This is a genomic window from Paenibacillus sp. JCM 18996 (assembly GCF_055392555.1).
This window is the reverse complement of sequence record NZ_AP043884.1, coordinates 2,137,100-2,152,226: the sequence shown is the minus strand read 5'-3', so window position 1 is coordinate 2,152,226 and position 15,127 is coordinate 2,137,100. Positions and strand designations below refer to the sequence as shown.

Sequence of the window (15,127 nt, the reverse complement as noted above, 5' to 3'; positions counted from 1 at the left end):
AGGTCTGCAGGAGTCCATCTTACAAGTTCAAATTTCATACCGGACAACTCCCCTTAAGCCTCTAAGTGTACGGAGCTCGATCTTTAGCTCTTCATTCGAGGTGTGGGACACAATGATACCGTCCTTCGAACGAAGCAGTTCTTGAGTTGCCTCCTTAGGATCCTGGATCGATTTAATTAAGGCAACTTCATCAACGTACTTGGTATTTCCTTCGGTATGGGATGCTAAAATTTGCAGCTTAATGTATTGGTCAGGATAAATCTTGCGCACTTCTTCCCATTGCATGGCTGGCACCTCCATTTGGTTAGTCCTCATTCAAGATCGACAATCATGCCCGTTTCCGCCATGGTTACACCCTCGGGCAGGTCATAAGCTTGCCGCAAATCTATGCCGTGAGACATATGGGTGAAGACGCATTGTTTCGGTGCAAGCTCGCCAAGCAGCTCCAGTGCTTCGACGACATCGTACACAGAGCGGGTTTCCATGGGGGCCTCTTCTTTGTAAAAGCTTGTACCTAATACAAGCAGATCAAGGCCGAAGAAAGGCTTTCTCTCGTCCTCGCTAAGATTGATCGCATCCGAACAGTAAGCCCAGCGGTAGCTACCACGGGAAAAAACATACGCGTAGGAGGTACCGTTTTTGCCATGGCACACCAGATGGGGCACCGCAAGCCAGTCTCCAAGCCGCACCCCGCCGTCTGCCGAAATATATTCCAACTGGCTGCCGAGCCAAGGAAATTGGGAGCGCAGCGTTTGAATTACAGCGAAGGGAGCGTACACCTGTCCCTTCTGTTTAGTCCATCGGCAGCAGTCGGCCCATTCGGGCAGCCCTCCAATATGGTCGAAATGCGCATGGGTGATCAGCATATGTTTCATCTCATGCCTGCCGGACTTCTCCATTTGAGCTTTCCAGTCGGGGCCGCAGTCGATGAGGATAGAATCATTATTCATCGTCAGCAATGCGGAAGACCGCTGCCTTGCGTTCCTGCCGCTGCTTCTTGCTTCTTCGCATACTTCACATTTGCAATATACCCGCGGCACCCCCATCGAATCCCCGGTACCCCAGAACAGCAGCCTGTCTGTCATTTCCAGCCCTTCTTTCTTGTAGATCATACTAGAATGATAACAAAGTCCAGCGGCCTGTTCAAAGTGGATTTTAAACAAGACAAATGGTCTTGCACATGGATATATGCGACTACGGTGTAAGAGTATATTGTTTTCATTCGATGTAGATGAAAATTGTAATTGCTCCTGTTTACAAATCGTAATTATTACTATATGATGGAATGGGTATTCGAAGTGAGGACATTCGGACTCCGAACAATAAAGGATGAGATCGGAATGAAGAGGCATAGCCTGACATGGTATGAACAGAGCTTCAGCCAAGATTATCTGGCCGTCTATAAACATCGGGATAGGCAAGATCCAGTGGCTGATGTGCAAAATATGCTCCGATGGCTGAGGCTGCCTGAGGGGGCTCGGGTTTTCGATCTATGCTGCGGGATGGGCCGCCACGCCATGGCTCTTGCAGAATGCGGGTTCCAGGTCACGGGAATGGATATGTCGAAAACGATGTTGACCGAAGCTAAGCGTGAGGATCGCGAAGGACTGGTAACGTGGCTTAAGGGCGATGTGCGCCGTATTCCTGTCCGACGTAAATTTGACGCTGTAATAAACTTATTTACTTCGTTCGGGTATTTTTCGGAAGATACGGAGAATATGAAGGTGCTGCAGCAAATTTCACGTATTTTGCATGAGAACGGCCAATTTGTTATCGATTTCCTGAATCCGGATTATTTGGCTAGAAATCTTGTTCCGGAATCGGAAAGGACAGAAGGGGAAGTGCGAATTTGCGAAAAGCGCTCCATCCAGTACGGATTTGTGGTCAAGCAAGTCGTAATATGTGAGCCGGAGCGGCCGGAGCGCACTTATACCGATAGGATAAAGCTGTACAAACTCCAGGATTTCAAGCGAATGCTTTCAGAAGCCTGTCTGGTGATCAAACAAGAGTATGGCAGCTACGGCGGAGATCCGTACGATGAGGGGGAATCGCCTCGTCTGATTATCGTGGGAGGGAAACAGCCAAGACCCGTTAATATGACTGGTAGTGGCAGGAGTCCCTATTGAAACAGGGCAATGTGAGAATTACATCGACCATCACTGCTGAACGTTCAAGTTCCGTATTTAAATCATAATGATAAATCGTAATTATTACATTTTAAGGAGGAAGAAAATGAATTCGACAAAGATTCCGGTCACCGTGTTAAGCGGTTATTTGGGGGCGGGTAAAACAACCGTCTTGAACCATGTGCTGAACAACAGGGATGGATTAAAGGTGGCCGTGATCGTGAACGATTTGAGCGAAGTGAATATCGATGCGTCGCTTGTGAAAGAGGGAGGCGGGCTGTCGCGGACCGATGAGAAGCTGGTGGAAATGTCCAACGGCTGCATCTGCTGCACGCTGAGGGAGGACTTGCTTCAAGAGGTTGAAAAGCTCGCCAAGGAACATCGTTTCGACTATATCGTTATTGAATCCACAGGAGTCGGGGAGCCGATCCCGATTGCACAGACATTCACATACATTGACGCAGAGCACGGCATCGATCTGTCGCAGTACTGCCGTCTCGACTCTATGGTCACTGTCGTGGACGCTTACCGTTTTTGGCACGATTACGCATCGGGCGAGACGCTTCTGGACCGCAGCCAGGCGGTGGGGGAAGACGATACACGCGAAGTGGTGGATCTGCTCATCGACCAAATAGAATTTTGCGATGTGCTCCTGTTGAATAAATGCGACAAAGTGGAGGAAGCGGAATTGGAGGAGCTTGAAGGCATACTGCGGAAGCTTCAGCCTCGAGCGAAAATAATCCGCACCTCGTACGGGAAAGTGGATCCGGCTGAGATATTGAATACCGGGTTGTTTGATTTCGATGAAGCGAGCCGGTCGGCAGGCTGGATTAAAGAGATGGAAGCGTCTGTTCATACGCCGGAAACCGAAGAATATGGCATTTCTTCTTTTGTATACGAAAGGGGCAGACCGTTCCATCCCGGCAGATTGCTGCAGTGGATGGAGGAATGGCCGGCGGAGGTTGTCCGGGCAAAGGGAATGATGTGGCTCGCCACCAGGAATGATTTTGCGCAAAGCTTCAGCCAGGCCGGGCCATCCATCTCGTTCGGGCCTGCAGGCTATTGGGCCGCTGCCTTGCCGGAAACGGAGCGGCAGGCGGCGATGGATGAAGACCATGTACTTGCAAAGCATTGGGATGAGGCGTATGGCGACCGTGTTAATAAAGTGGTGTTCATTGGCATCGATATGGATCGGGAACAGATCGTTTCCACGCTGGACGCCTGCCTGCTGACAGATGAGGAGATGGGTCAGGACTGGAGCGGGTTTCCAGATGATTTGCCGAATGTTCTGCCGGAAGCATTGGCCGCTCTGTAAATTTAAATAATGCAGGAGATGAAGCATGCGAGTAATCGTAAACGGCCGGACTTCGGAAGTCCGGTCTTTTTTTAACAGGACGGGCTTGAAACAGAGTTTTAATATCCCTATAATTTAGTAGGATTGTTTTTTATTTTAAAGGCGAACTTTCTTTCATAACAACTTCATTATAATTAAAGAAACGGAGATCCTCACTTCTATGAGCAGCCAAATCGAATCATTGGAAAACCTTCTTGAGGTAATACCCGTCCTTAAAGCTTCTATCCCCGCTGATTTGTCCATCGCCGTTTGCGACCTTGAGAAATTTATTGCCTATTTCCCTGGCGAAACCGTAAATTTAAATATTGGTGTAGGCCAGGCTTTGAACCCTGACGAACCTCTTTCTATTGCATTGACGCAGAATAAATCGCTTGTTGTGGAGGTGCCGGCTGATTTCTATGGTTTTGATTTCACCGGAACCGCTGTGCCTGTCCATGACCAAAGCGGTAAAGTCATCGGCGGAATTGCCGTTCAGCTGCGCAGGCAAACTGAATTAAGGGTCATCGCGGATCAAATCTCAGTGTCATTAGCACAGGCCAATGAACGGATCATGCAGGTCGCAAGCGGCTCTGACGCTCTGGCTGACTTCACCCAAAGACTGCTTGTCCAGTCTCAACAGGCGGAGGAAGATGTCAAGAATACGGAAGAAGTGTTGTCGATAATCAAAAGAGTGGCGGACCAAACCAATTTGCTCGGGCTGAATGCGGCGATAGAAGCGGCAAATGCCGGCGAGAAAGGCAGAGGCTTCGAAGTCGTGGCGAGAGAAATCCGGAAGTTTTCCAAAGAAACAGTGTCGTCCACTCAGCAGATCCGCCAAACGCTGGTTCAGATCCAGGAAATTACTAAACAAATCGGAACATCGATAGAACAAATCGCTTCAATCGGCCAGGAGCAGGCGGCTTCCACTCAAGAAATCTCGACGTTCATAGAAGAAATTCAAGGTATGTCCGACAAGCTGAATCAGTTTGCAAAAAAATTATAAGTAAACCTCTATCCGGGGGCAAGATTTTTGTTTACTTTTGGCATACTGCTAACCATGCATTTTTGCTGACTATTTGCTGAAGAGAGGTTTGTTATGAGTTTTCAAAAAATGGTGCGTTCGATCGATTCTGCCGCGCTTTCAGAGCCGGAAATTTTAGTGCGCCAGCTGCGCGGCAAGCTGCCCGCCGTTTTTACAGAGAGAAGTGTCGAGGCGTTTTGCGACGCCTTTCTTCTTGTGCTGCAAATAGGTATTAAACTTGGGTTTACTCCGATGATCCTGTATCTTCCCTCCCGCCCGAAAGTATCGGAAAGTTTGGTGGTCCAATTTCAACTGATCAATACGACGATTGCCAGACGTGAAAGCGAGAAGGATTGGTTCCATGAGTTGTTTTCCCTATTTCAAGGCATGGCGAGTCTGCTGTCCTTATCGTGGGATGAGATCGAAAATCGGATTGCCGCGTTGAGCTAGCAGAGTTGAAAGCAGGCGGGTGAGGGATGGAGTCCTGTTGATGTGGCAGGCTCCATAGCTGTCATGGAATATAATTGAGCGTCTATACATAATTTATCGTGAGCGAAATGTTTCACCTTTGTGAAAACCGGTTAAGTAAGTTAATGTGATATCTTTGTTCTACCAAAAAAAGAAAACGCTTACGGGGAGTGTTCGCATGAGCAACAAATTGGTTTCGTATGTAGTATGGGGAGCGGTTGCCGTGCTTGGGGCACTTGGTTTTGCCATGCTTTCTCTGGCGAACGGAGAAAAAATTTCGGCAGCGTGGTTAATTGTAGCCGCAATTTGTACGTATGCGTTTTGCTACCGTTTCTACTGCCGGTTTATTGCAACCAGAATTTACGAATTAAACGACAAACGGGCGACCCCGGCGCAGGTACATAACGATTCAAAGGATTATGTGCCTACGAACAAATTTGTTCTCTTCGGCCACCATTTTGCCGCCATTGCCGGGGCAGGGCCGTTGGTAGGCCCGATTCTGGCCGCGCAGATGGGATATTTGCCAAGTATTCTGTGGATCATCATTGGGGCCGTTCTTGCGGGGTGCGTGCAGGATTTTATTACTCTTGTCGGTTCGATGCGCCGGGACGGGAAGTCTTTGGGCCAGATGGCAAAAGAAGAGGTGGGACGGTTCGGCGGGACTTTGGCTTCGATTGCCACGCTTGCGATCCTGATTATTATTGTCGCCGTTCTCGGCCTGGTCGTTGTGAAAGCGCTGGCAGAGTCCCCATGGGGCATGTTCGCGATTGCCATGACGATGCCGATCGCCGTTTTCATGGGCTTCTACATGCGCTTCATACGGCCGGGTAAAGTCATCGAGGGCTCGATTATCGGGTTCGTCCTGCTGATGATCACGCTGTGGGCGGGGCAGTTCGTAGCGGAAAATCCCGCGCTGTCCAAAATGTTCACCTTTACCGCTCCCCAGATTGCGCTGCTCATGATCGTGTACGGCTTGATCGCTTCGATTTTGCCGGTTTGGGTGCTGCTGGCGCCCCGCGATTACTTGAGCTCCTTCCTGAAAATCGGGGTCATTATTTTACTGGCCGGCGGCATTATGGTGGTTTTGCCCAATTTGCGGATGCCGGGGGTGACCAGGTTTATTGACGGCACTGGACCTGTGTTCTCCGGTAATTTGTTCCCGTTCCTGTTTATAACCATCGCCTGCGGCGCCGTTTCAGGGTTCCATTCGCTAATTTCTTCCGGTACGACGCCGAAAATGATCGAAAGAGAAAGCCATGCCCCGTTCATCGGATATGCCGGCATGGCGGCGGAATCGTTCGTCGCGGTAATGGCGCTGATCGCAGCGTGTTCCATGGAACCGGGCATTTATTTCGCCATGAACTCTTCCCCGGCTATCATTGGGGCGGATGCGGCGGCGGCAGCCTCCAAAATTTCATCCTGGGGCTTCACTTTGACGGCGGATCAAATTACGGGCACGGCGAAAGAAATCGGGGAGAAGACGATCCTTTCCCGGACCGGCGGCGCGCCGACTCTCGCGGTTGGGATGGCCGAAATTTTCACGTCGTTTCTGGCCGGAGCCAAGGCGTTCTGGTACCATTTCGCGATTTTGTTCGAGGCCGTTTTTATCCTTACGGCTGTGGATGCAGGTACCCGGGTAGGCCGGTTTATGCTGCAGGATCTGGTCGGCAACTTTTACAAGCCGTTCGCCCAAACTGGCAGGTTCAGATATAATTTTATCGCGTCGGTCATCGTCTGCGCCGCTTGGGGATATTTCCTTTATCAAGGGGCAATCGATCCTTTCGGCGGCATCAATTCCTTATGGTCTTTGTTCGGAATCGCCAACCAGATGCTGGCTGCCATCGCCCTCGCCGTTGGAGCCACGATTATGATAAAAATGGGCAAGGCCCGATATTCCTGGGTAGGCATCATCCCGTTCGCGTTCCTTTCGGTCACGACGTTGACAGCCGGGTACCAGAAAGCGTTCTCCGACCAGGCGAGCATAGGTTTTCTGGCTGCAGCCAAGAAATATCAGGCGGGAATCGAAAGCGGGAAGGTCCTAGCCCCGGCGAAAAATATGGATGTCATGCATCAAATTGTGACGAACAACTATATCGATGCTGTCCTGACCATCTTTTTCGGTATCGTCGTCATTCTGATGATCTTCGAGTCTTTGCGGGTATGGTACAGCATTATCATCCGGAAGCGGCGTCTTGAGCTCAAGGAAGCGCCGTTCACCCAATCCACATTTGGAGCCTGATACCGATGAAAACTATAGCGGGTTTCGCAAGCAGGACAAAGGCGGTAATCAAAAGCATTTTCAGCATACCGGACTATGAGAAATATTTGAAACACCAGCGGGACCGCCATCCCGGCCAAACACCTCTGACGGAAAAAGAGTTCTATATGCTGTCCTTAAAGGAGCGGTATGAAAGCGGCAAAATCAACCGCTGCTGTTGACAGAGAGAAAATAAGAAAACCTCTATAGACGCTATTCAAGAATGAGTGAAATTTAACGTTAAAAAAGACGGGGTTGTCTCAACCGGCGCATGATAGCTGGAAGACAACCCGTCTTTTTTTACATAAAAGGAAGTGTGAATTTGGGGTGCTTAAACATGCTCCCTGGAAAATTGTCGGATTTTACCGCTCCATCCCATTCAAATTTCATCCGCTTCCATTTTTTCGTTAAGCCGCTTGGATATCTTGCCCATTAAAGTAAACAGCTGCTCGCGTTCGTCATCCGTGAGAGTCTCGAGCATATCGGCCTGGAATTGGTTTCTGGTTTCGATAATCTGCTGGATTAATATCCGGCCTTTGCCGGAGAGGGTGATCCATACGATGCGGCGGTCTTCTTCGCTTCGCACCCGCACGATTAATTGCTCCTCTTCCAGCTGGTTCAAAGCGATCGTGGTCGCCCCGGAGGACATTCGCAGCTTGCGCGCGATATCTACGACCATACAGCATTGTTTCATGAAAATCAACCGTAGGATGAGATATTTGGTGTTGGTCATCTTAAATTGGCGTTCTTGATATTTTTTCTCGATAAGCTTGTTTTTGTACATGGCAAAAGATTCCGTCAATATATCCAATTTTTCCAGCTGACGGGCCAGATCATCGTTCTTTTCCTCGGCCATGGCAGCATCCTCCTGTTATTTTTAAGTGGACTAGTTGGTTTATACTGTAGCATATTTCGCAATCTGTTGCTTTCAAAAATGTTTTGTGTTAAATTCACTATATGCCAAAATTACTTTGCTGTAAAGCAATTGTAAAAAACTAATACATTTTCGAGAGGGGATTTATATGAAAGGGCGTTTAATTTTAGCCAATTTTATCGGTATAGTCGTCATTCTGGCGTTGGTTTTGGGTGGTTTTTATTACTATGACCAAAATTCGAAATTTATCAAAACGGACGATGCCAAAGTAGCAGGGGACATGATGACCGTATCTGCGCCTGCCGCAGGGACTTTGACCACATGGGCCGGTAAAGAGGGAACTGCTATTTCCAAAAGCAACGCGGTAGGCCAAATTTCCGACGGAACCAAGTCCGTTAACGTAGCCACTCCGCTGGACGGAACAATTATCAAGAACCAGGCCAAACCCGGACAGATGGTTCAGCCCGGCCAAACGTTGGCACAGGTGGTGGATATGAAGAACCTGTACGTCACAGCGAACATCAATGAAACTGACGTTAAAGACCTGCAGGTCGGTGCCAGCGTGGATGTTACTGTGGACGGAGATACCAGCACTCTTCTGAAAGGAAAAATCGACGATATCGGCCATGCCACAAATTCGGTGTTTTCCCTGCTGCCTTCGAACAATACCAGCGGAAACTACACTAAAGTTACACAAAAGGTGCCTGTAAAAATAGTCATCGCCAACTACCCTGAAAGTGTGCTTCCAGGGATGAACGCAGCAGTGAAAATCACGAAGAAATAATTTAGTATATAGAAAGGAGCTGCGTCATGACTTCTCAAACCATACCGGAAACCCGCAGCGGTAGCGGCATCTCTCAGCATCTTCCTCTAATGGTCGTGTTAATGCTGGGGTTATTCCTGGCGATCTTGAACCAGACGCTGCTCAATGTCGCCCTTCCCCACCTGATTAACGAGTTCGGGGTAGCCACCACTACGGGCCAATGGCTGCTGACCGGTTATATGCTGGTGAACGGTGTGCTGATTCCACTGTCCGCTTTCTTGATCGAGCGGTTTGGAGTGCGCCGGCTGTTTCTGATCGCCATGGTCTGTTTCACCGTCGGGGCGCTGATCTGCAGCATAGCTCCCAACTTTTCCGTTATGCTGACGGGGCGGCTGATCCAGGCCATCGGCGGAGGTGTGCTTCAACCTCTTGTGATGAGCGTGATCATGTTTATTTTTCCGCCGGAAATGCGCGGGAGAGGGATGGGCATTTTTGGCTTGGCGATGATGTTCGGGCCGGCGATCGGACCTACCTTATCCGGTTGGGTCGTCCAGAACTACGACTGGCATCTGCTCTTCTGGGGCATGGTGCCGCTCGGCCTTATCGTTGTGGTCATCGCTTTCTTCAAGCTGCAAAATATAGAAGAGCCGAGGAATATCAAGCTGGATTATTTCGGTACTTTTACTTCTCTGGCAGGGGTCGGTCTGCTGCTCTACGGCTTATCCGAGGCTGGCTCCAAGGGCTGGAAAGACGCGGCTGTGCTGTCCTATATGGTAATCGGTCTGGTATTAATGGTCGTGTTTGTCGTTCAGCAGTCGAAATCGGACCGCCCGATGCTGGATATGCGCGTGTTCAAATACGACGTTTTTTCGTTATCCACTATCATCAACCTGGTCGTTACGGCCAGCATGTTCGGGGGAATGATCCTGCTTCCCGTGTACCTGCAGAACCTGAGGGGCTTTTCACCCCTTGACTCCGGGCTTCTTATGCTGCCGGGAGCGATCGTCATGATGATCATGTCGCCGATTTCCGGGATTCTGTTCGATAAAGTGGGACCCAGACCGCTGGCCGTGATCGGATTGATCATTACGACGGTGACCACCTATGAGTTTGCCGTGCTGACAATGGAAACATCGTTTTCTTACATTATGATTCTGTATATGGTACGATTTGGAGGAATGGCCCTCCTCATGATGCCGATTATGACAGCGGGAATTAACCAGCTCCCCAGAGAGCTGGCCAAGCACGGAACCGCGATGTCCAATACACTGCGGCAGATCGCCGGTTCGATCGGTACCAGCCTGATCGTAACTATTTTTACCAGCCGAAGCAATTTCCATTATGAGAATTACGCTCAGCAGATGGATACCACCAACCCGGGCTTCATGGCGTCTTTTAATGAATTGGTGAACAACATCGCCGCGGCCGGAAACCTTCCTGCAGCCCAAGCGAAGACGCAAGCCGTTGCCGCTTTGGCGGGGCAGGCCAAGCTTCATGCCGCCGTGGCGGGGATTGATGACGCATTCTACATTACAACGGTTATTACTATAGCAGGCGTGATTTTGAGCTTCTTCCTTCGTGATGTGAGAAAAGATAAAGCGGTCAAAGCGGAAAAAGCGCCGGTTGAGGTCATTATGCTTCCGCCGGCGGGCCGCACGCAGGCAGTGCAGCAGCCGGAGCTTAAGCTTTAATTAAAGCAGGAGCGACTAAAGGAGGAGCGACGTTGAAAATCTACATTGTATATGACAGCGAAGGCGGGCATACAGAGGCGCTTGCGCAGTCTATCGCAGAAGGCGCAGGCTCGGTAGATGGGGCGGAGGTTTATATCCATCCTGTCGCAGAGGCAAATGTCCATGATCTTGTCGATATGGACGCGATCATCTGGGGATGCCCGGGCCATTTCGGAACGATCAGCGCGGGCCTTAAGATCTGGATCGACAAGCTGGGATACCTGTGGGCCCAAGGCAAGCTGGTAGACAAGATAGGCGCGGTGTTCTGCACAACGGCAACCGAGCACGGCGGGCTCGAGGCAACGCTGCTCAATCTGATCACTCCCATGCTGCACCAGGGCATGATCATTGCCGGGCTGCCGGGCAACATATCGCAGAATGCGATGTACGGATCTTACTACGGTGTCGGGGTGACCTGCCCTGTGGACAGCACCGAAATTCTGAGCGAGAACGGCAGACAGCTGGGCATCGGGCTTGGAGAGCGCGTGGCCGAGGTTACCGGCAAGTTTACAAGAGCTTGACCCAAGCAAAAAGGATACGCGGCAGGAGGGGAATAGATGCTTATAGGGATCTTGTGTATAGTAATCGCTGTTATCCTCGTGGTGGTTCTCATTGTTGTGAACGCCCGCACGCTTTCGTCTTCCGAGAGGAATAACGGGAAGTCTCAGCCCCTGGGTCAGGAGTGGGCTTCGAGCGCTAATTCTACGGAGGCTTCCGGGATCCGCAAGGAGCAAGAGGAGCGGCAGAGCTTGGCGGAACGGGAGCTTCAGCAGCCGGGAACAGCGGAGGCTTCCGCCGCCGGTGAACGCGGGTTGACGGAGCCGGGCGAGCACGCTGCACAGGCTGCGCTGCATGCGCCGGGCGAGCAACAGGCGGCAGTGCCGGCGCAGGCTGCGGAGCGTACGCCTGGCGAGGAGCCGGGCACTGAGCATGCGCAGGCTCCGCTGGCGGTAAGTGAGCCAAGCGATCAGCAAGGCGAGGTGGCGCAGGGAGCGGTGCACACAGGTGCTGTGCCGGCCTTGCAGGCTGAGCGTGCACCTGTCGAGGTACCGGACTCCGACAGCCTCTCACACGCGGGGCCGGTCAGTGAGCCAGCCGTTTCAGAGCATGAACCTGCCGCGCGCCCATCACAGGCTGAAACAGCGGAAGCTTCCCGCGTTTCAATAGCGAAGTCCGGCGATATTATGCCGGATCAAGACTTTCGCAGAGCGCTGCAGCAGTTAAAGCAGCCTCAGCAGCCTGCTGCAAAAGAAAAAGATGCTGCACCGATGAACGATGACGCTTATCGCGCGGCGCTTCGCTCCTTTAAAGAGAAGAAAAGCAATAAACCGCACACTCCTTGATTGAGAGGCACGATCACGCTTGCCGCGGTTTACAGTGCCGTGTGAAAGCCTTCACTTTGGAGCTGACTTGGTTTTTGAAATGGTAAGTGAACAAGCGAACAAAAGCAGCTCATCCTCACTGTGAGGCGGGCTGCTTTTGTTTGATAGGCTGAGTGATAGTTTTCCGTTTATGCTTAATCCCCTGTCAGCATTTTGGCTGCCAGAGGACTTTCAACAATGATCAAACGTAGTTTAATCCGCTTGTGTAAGGCAGAGGCACCGGAAACAGGGCGGAAAGCTGACTCTTCAGCAGCTCGTCTGCCTCGTAATTCGGCGTGATGTCAAAAAGCAGGGAGACGAGCTGCCTGGCAGTCAACTCCGCGGATGGTCCGTTCAAAGCAATTCTGCACCTATCCTCATCAAGGCGGGTAATCTGCAGCATACTGCTTAAGGTTTCGTTCTTAACGAGCAAATAAGGCGTTAACTGCTGAATGATGAGTCCGGGATCGATCACGTGCACGGTGCCGTCATTTGCCTCTTCGCAATATTCTACCGGCTCCATAGTCTTCTGAAGCTCATTCTCAAACCACGAAACGGTCACATCAAGCTTATCCAGCCCATAATTTTCCACGGCATATGCTGCCAGAGCCGCATTCAAGCTGTCGTCGCCAAAGCGCTCAACCACAAAAGGCGTCTTGTCCGACGCATATTGCGAAGGGACGCTGATGACCGCGCAGGCGAGAAGCTCGCCGTCTCGCTCCGCAGCAAGCGCCACATGCCGGTGCTTCACGCAGCTGGCGTAGGCTTCCGACTCAATCATAACGGCGAGCTCCGTTATGCTCTGCTCATAGGCGACTCCCCTGGATGCCGCCAGCTGGTGCAGTTGGAACCAGTCGCGGGGCTCAAGTTCCCGGATGATTAGCGCTTCCGGCAGACGGCCGCTCCGTACAGCTGCCGCCTGCTCTGCCGTTATCGTATAACGGCGGACGGAGCCAAAAGGATAACAGCGGGCTCTGCTATAAAGCGGACGGTCTCCCGATACGAAGAGAAGAGAAGCGCCTGTGCGCCCCACATGTTCTTGCACCGCCTTAAGAATCGCTCCCGCGTGGCCTTTCCCACGGAAATCCGGGTGGGTACAGACTGAACCTAAAGAGTAGATTTTCACTTTGGCATCCCCAATTCTCATGACGGCGGGAACAATGCCGATAAAAGACACCAGTCTGTCTTCCTCGAAAGCGCCGAAGGATTGACCCAGGCTTGTGGAGAAAACGAGCGGAAACGCGGTGCCCATCGACGCTTGTTCGGAATCGCGAAACACAAGGTCAGACAGCCGTACAGCTTGATTCATTTCCTCGGGACGAACGGGACGTATGATTGCCATAGAAACCTCCAATGGGACAGAATGGTTATGTAAGCGCTTTTTAATAAAAGTATAAAGGATTCCAGGCACGATGTAAAAGAGAAGTTCATGCGCCGGAAGGCTGGTTCTTCTGTGCATCGGGCCCTTCAGTATTGTACAATAATTTTAACTTGAATTTTAACTTGGAACGTGGAGAGTGAGGAGGGATGCAGTTGAACAAAAAAGCGAGGATAGCCGTCGTAGGCAGCATCAATATGGATCTGGTAGTGAAAACGGAAAGATCCCCGGTTCCCGGTGAAACGATCGCCGGACAGGAGTTTGCTATGATTCCAGGCGGAAAAGGCGCAAATCAGGCGGTCGCGGCAGCCAGGCTGGGGTCCGAGGTCAGCATGATCGGATGTGTCGGCGGCGATATTTTCGGTATTCAGCTTATCGAGCAGATGCGGAAGGAAGGGATTGACACAAGCCGAATCCTGACTGTGCAGGAGGCTTCCACCGGTGTAGCGTTGATTCAGGTTCAGCAGGATGGAGACAACAGCATTGTAGTGGTTGCGGGGGCCAACGGCTGCGTGACTCCGGCAATTGTCATGCAGGCGGAGGAAGCCATCCGGAGCGCCGATGTGCTGCTTGTCCAACTGGAAATTCCGCTCGAAGCGGTGGAACAAGCCATAGAGCTGGCCCACCGGCACGGGGTTCGAACCATCCTCAATCCTGCTCCGGCAAGCGAGCTGCCTCAGCCGCTGCTTCACCAGGTGGACATCGTTACACCGAATGAAACGGAGGCCTCCATCCTTGCGGCAGGGACAGTCGAATCTTCCGTTACGATGGGAGAAAGAATCGAGCGGTTGAAGATATTGACCGGACAAGGGAACGTGATTGTGACTCAAGGAGACAAGGGCGTTCTGTTCGATTTGGACGGCAGGAGAGGTTCTTTTCCCGCCTACGAAGTGGTGGTTGTCGACACAACGGCCGCAGGGGATTCTTTTAACGCAGGGGTAGCCGTTCGATGGGCCGAAGGGGCAGAGCTCAAAGAGGCGATTCGATTTGCCTCGGCTGTGGGTGCGCTGACCGTATCCCGTTTTGGTGCGCAAACCTCGCTGCCGCATCGTGCCGAGGTGGAAAAGTTCCTCATAGACAACGAGCGATGAGAGCAAGCGAGTGACAGCGTGTGATAAATGTAAGCTAAATCAGCGGCGCTGCAGCGGCTTTGCACGGGGCCCGACCGGCCTCCGTTGCGGTAAACAGAAAAGCAGGCTGCTTTACCGGGGCAGCCTGCCAGCCTCTATAATTTGTCGATCACCTTATCGATAATCCCATAATCCATCGCTTCCTGAGCGGACATGTAATGGTCGCGGTCCGTATCCTTTTCCACTTTGTCGTAAGGCTGTCCCGAGCGCTCTGCAAGGATATGGTTGAACATTTCGCGAACCTTCAATATGCGCTTGGCGTGAATATGTATATCCGTTGCCTGGCCCTGAGCGCCGCCGCTTGGCTGGTGGATCATCACTTCGGAATTGGGCAGCGCGGTCCGTTTGCCGGCAGCTCCGGCGGCCAGTAGGACTGCACCCATGGAAGCGGCCATGCCTACACAAAGTGTAGCCACATCCGGTTTAATAAACTGCATCGTGTCATAGATTGCCATTCCCGCTGTAGTGGATCCTCCTGGAGAGTTAATATACAGATGAATGTCTTTATCCGCGTCGTTCGCGGCCAGGAACAGCAGCTGGGCAACGACGGAGCCCGCCACATGATCGTCGATGGCGCTGCCGATGAATACGATACGGTCGAGCAAAAGCCGCGAATAAATATCATACGATCTTTCCCCGCGATTCGTCTGCTCTATCACCATAGGAATTAAACTGCTCATGGGATC

16 protein-coding genes are annotated in these 15,127 nt (G+C 51.5%); 11 read left to right on the top strand and 5 right to left on the bottom strand.

Going from position 1 to position 15,127, the window contains the following annotated elements:
- Positions 1-27: 27 nt before the first annotated feature.
- Positions 28-285, bottom strand: coding sequence for a hypothetical protein (locus tag ACZ5N7_RS10660; protein WP_464654155.1), 258 nt, complete (start codon positions 283-285; stop codon positions 28-30).
- A gap of 26 nt (positions 286-311) precedes the next feature.
- Positions 312-1,085 (bottom strand): MBL fold metallo-hydrolase, encoded by a 774-nt coding sequence (locus ACZ5N7_RS10655; RefSeq protein ID WP_464654154.1) that lies wholly within the window; start codon positions 1,083-1,085, stop codon positions 312-314.
- Between the two features lie 255 nt (positions 1,086-1,340).
- On the opposite strand from ACZ5N7_RS10655, the gene ACZ5N7_RS10650 reads away from it, so the two are divergent.
- The 6 genes from ACZ5N7_RS10650 (at position 1,341) to ACZ5N7_RS10625 (ending at position 7,387) form a co-directional block, all read left to right on the top strand.
- A complete protein-coding gene (locus ACZ5N7_RS10650) occupies positions 1,341-2,126 on the top strand; it encodes a class I SAM-dependent methyltransferase (protein WP_464654153.1) in 786 nt (261 codons plus the stop codon).
- 106 nt (positions 2,127-2,232) lie between these two features.
- Entirely contained in the window at positions 2,233-3,441 is a 1,209-nt protein-coding gene (locus tag ACZ5N7_RS10645; protein WP_464654152.1) for a GTP-binding protein, read from the top strand.
- A gap of 199 nt (positions 3,442-3,640) precedes the next feature.
- Positions 3,641-4,462, top strand: coding sequence for a methyl-accepting chemotaxis protein (locus ACZ5N7_RS10640; RefSeq protein WP_464654151.1), 822 nt, complete (start codon positions 3,641-3,643; stop codon positions 4,460-4,462).
- 93 nt (positions 4,463-4,555) lie between these two features.
- Complete coding sequence (locus ACZ5N7_RS10635) at positions 4,556-4,930, top strand: hypothetical protein (protein ID WP_464654150.1); 375 nt, start codon at positions 4,556-4,558, stop codon at positions 4,928-4,930.
- Between the two features lie 196 nt (positions 4,931-5,126).
- Complete coding sequence (locus ACZ5N7_RS10630) at positions 5,127-7,187, top strand: carbon starvation CstA family protein (RefSeq protein ID WP_464654149.1); 2,061 nt, start codon at positions 5,127-5,129, stop codon at positions 7,185-7,187.
- Positions 7,188-7,192: 5 nt separating this feature from the next.
- Complete coding sequence (locus tag ACZ5N7_RS10625) at positions 7,193-7,387, top strand: CstA-like transporter-associated (seleno)protein (protein ID WP_464654148.1); 195 nt, start codon at positions 7,193-7,195, stop codon at positions 7,385-7,387.
- A 197-nt stretch (positions 7,388-7,584) separates the two neighbouring features.
- Here the strand turns inward: ACZ5N7_RS10625 and ACZ5N7_RS10620 are convergent, their stop codons facing one another.
- Positions 7,585-8,061, bottom strand: a complete 477-nt coding sequence (locus ACZ5N7_RS10620; protein WP_464654147.1) for a MarR family winged helix-turn-helix transcriptional regulator — start codon at positions 8,059-8,061, stop codon at positions 7,585-7,587.
- 166 nt (positions 8,062-8,227) lie between these two features.
- Here ACZ5N7_RS10620 and ACZ5N7_RS10615 point away from each other — a divergent pair, with 166 nt between their 5' ends.
- From ACZ5N7_RS10615 to ACZ5N7_RS10600, 4 genes are read left to right on the top strand one after another with little or no spacing between them, the layout of a single operon-like run.
- Entirely contained in the window at positions 8,228-8,863 is a 636-nt protein-coding gene (locus ACZ5N7_RS10615; protein WP_464654146.1) for an HlyD family secretion protein, read from the top strand.
- 26 nt (positions 8,864-8,889) lie between these two features.
- Complete coding sequence (locus ACZ5N7_RS10610; protein ID WP_464654145.1) at positions 8,890-10,533, top strand: DHA2 family efflux MFS transporter permease subunit; 1,644 nt, start codon at positions 8,890-8,892, stop codon at positions 10,531-10,533.
- 32 nt (positions 10,534-10,565) lie between these two features.
- Entirely contained in the window at positions 10,566-11,093 is a 528-nt protein-coding gene (locus tag ACZ5N7_RS10605) for an NAD(P)H-dependent oxidoreductase (RefSeq protein WP_464654144.1), read from the top strand.
- Positions 11,094-11,129: 36 nt separating this feature from the next.
- The gene (locus tag ACZ5N7_RS10600; protein WP_464654143.1) at positions 11,130-11,915 is read left to right on the top strand and encodes a hypothetical protein; all 786 of its coding nucleotides are present in this window, start codon (positions 11,130-11,132) and stop codon (positions 11,913-11,915) included.
- Between the two features lie 220 nt (positions 11,916-12,135).
- Here the strand turns inward: ACZ5N7_RS10600 and ACZ5N7_RS10595 are convergent, their stop codons facing one another.
- Entirely contained in the window at positions 12,136-13,275 is a 1,140-nt protein-coding gene (locus ACZ5N7_RS10595) for a GNAT family N-acetyltransferase (RefSeq protein ID WP_464654142.1), read from the bottom strand.
- Positions 13,276-13,466: 191 nt separating this feature from the next.
- Between ACZ5N7_RS10595 and rbsK the strand changes: the two genes are divergently transcribed.
- Positions 13,467-14,402 (top strand): ribokinase, encoded by a 936-nt coding sequence (gene rbsK, locus ACZ5N7_RS10590; RefSeq protein ID WP_464654141.1) that lies wholly within the window; start codon positions 13,467-13,469, stop codon positions 14,400-14,402.
- A gap of 134 nt (positions 14,403-14,536) precedes the next feature.
- Here rbsK and clpP read toward each other — a convergent pair whose 3' ends face one another.
- Entirely contained in the window at positions 14,537-15,121 is a 585-nt protein-coding gene (gene clpP, locus ACZ5N7_RS10585) for an ATP-dependent Clp endopeptidase proteolytic subunit ClpP (RefSeq protein ID WP_464654140.1), read from the bottom strand.
- Positions 15,122-15,127 lie beyond the last annotated feature (6 nt).

Excerpts from the sequence above, each read along its gene's own strand:
- ACZ5N7_RS10645 (WP_464654152.1), top strand. The coding sequence starts at position 2,233 with ATGAATTCGACAAAGATTCCGGTCACCGTGTTAAGCGGTTATTTGGGG.
- ACZ5N7_RS10660 (WP_464654155.1), bottom strand. The coding sequence starts at position 285 with ATGCAATGGGAAGAAGTGCGCAAGATTTATCCTGACCAATACATTAAG.
- ACZ5N7_RS10625 (WP_464654148.1), top strand. The coding sequence starts at position 7,193 with ATGAAAACTATAGCGGGTTTCGCAAGCAGGACAAAGGCGGTAATCAAA.
- ACZ5N7_RS10640 (WP_464654151.1), top strand. The coding sequence starts at position 3,641 with ATGAGCAGCCAAATCGAATCATTGGAAAACCTTCTTGAGGTAATACCC.
- ACZ5N7_RS10610 (WP_464654145.1), top strand. The coding sequence starts at position 8,890 with ATGACTTCTCAAACCATACCGGAAACCCGCAGCGGTAGCGGCATCTCT.
- ACZ5N7_RS10650 (WP_464654153.1), top strand. The coding sequence starts at position 1,341 with ATGAAGAGGCATAGCCTGACATGGTATGAACAGAGCTTCAGCCAAGAT.
- ACZ5N7_RS10595 (WP_464654142.1), bottom strand. The coding sequence starts at position 13,275 with ATGGCAATCATACGTCCCGTTCGTCCCGAGGAAATGAATCAAGCTGTA.
- ACZ5N7_RS10600 (WP_464654143.1), top strand. The coding sequence starts at position 11,130 with ATGCTTATAGGGATCTTGTGTATAGTAATCGCTGTTATCCTCGTGGTG.
- clpP (WP_464654140.1), bottom strand. The coding sequence starts at position 15,121 with ATGAGCAGTTTAATTCCTATGGTGATAGAGCAGACGAATCGCGGGGAA.
- ACZ5N7_RS10630 (WP_464654149.1), top strand. The coding sequence starts at position 5,127 with ATGAGCAACAAATTGGTTTCGTATGTAGTATGGGGAGCGGTTGCCGTG.
- ACZ5N7_RS10620 (WP_464654147.1), bottom strand. The coding sequence starts at position 8,061 with ATGGCCGAGGAAAAGAACGATGATCTGGCCCGTCAGCTGGAAAAATTG.
- ACZ5N7_RS10615 (WP_464654146.1), top strand. The coding sequence starts at position 8,228 with ATGAAAGGGCGTTTAATTTTAGCCAATTTTATCGGTATAGTCGTCATT.
- ACZ5N7_RS10655 (WP_464654154.1), bottom strand. The coding sequence starts at position 1,085 with ATGACAGACAGGCTGCTGTTCTGGGGTACCGGGGATTCGATGGGGGTG.
- ACZ5N7_RS10635 (WP_464654150.1), top strand. The coding sequence starts at position 4,556 with ATGAGTTTTCAAAAAATGGTGCGTTCGATCGATTCTGCCGCGCTTTCA.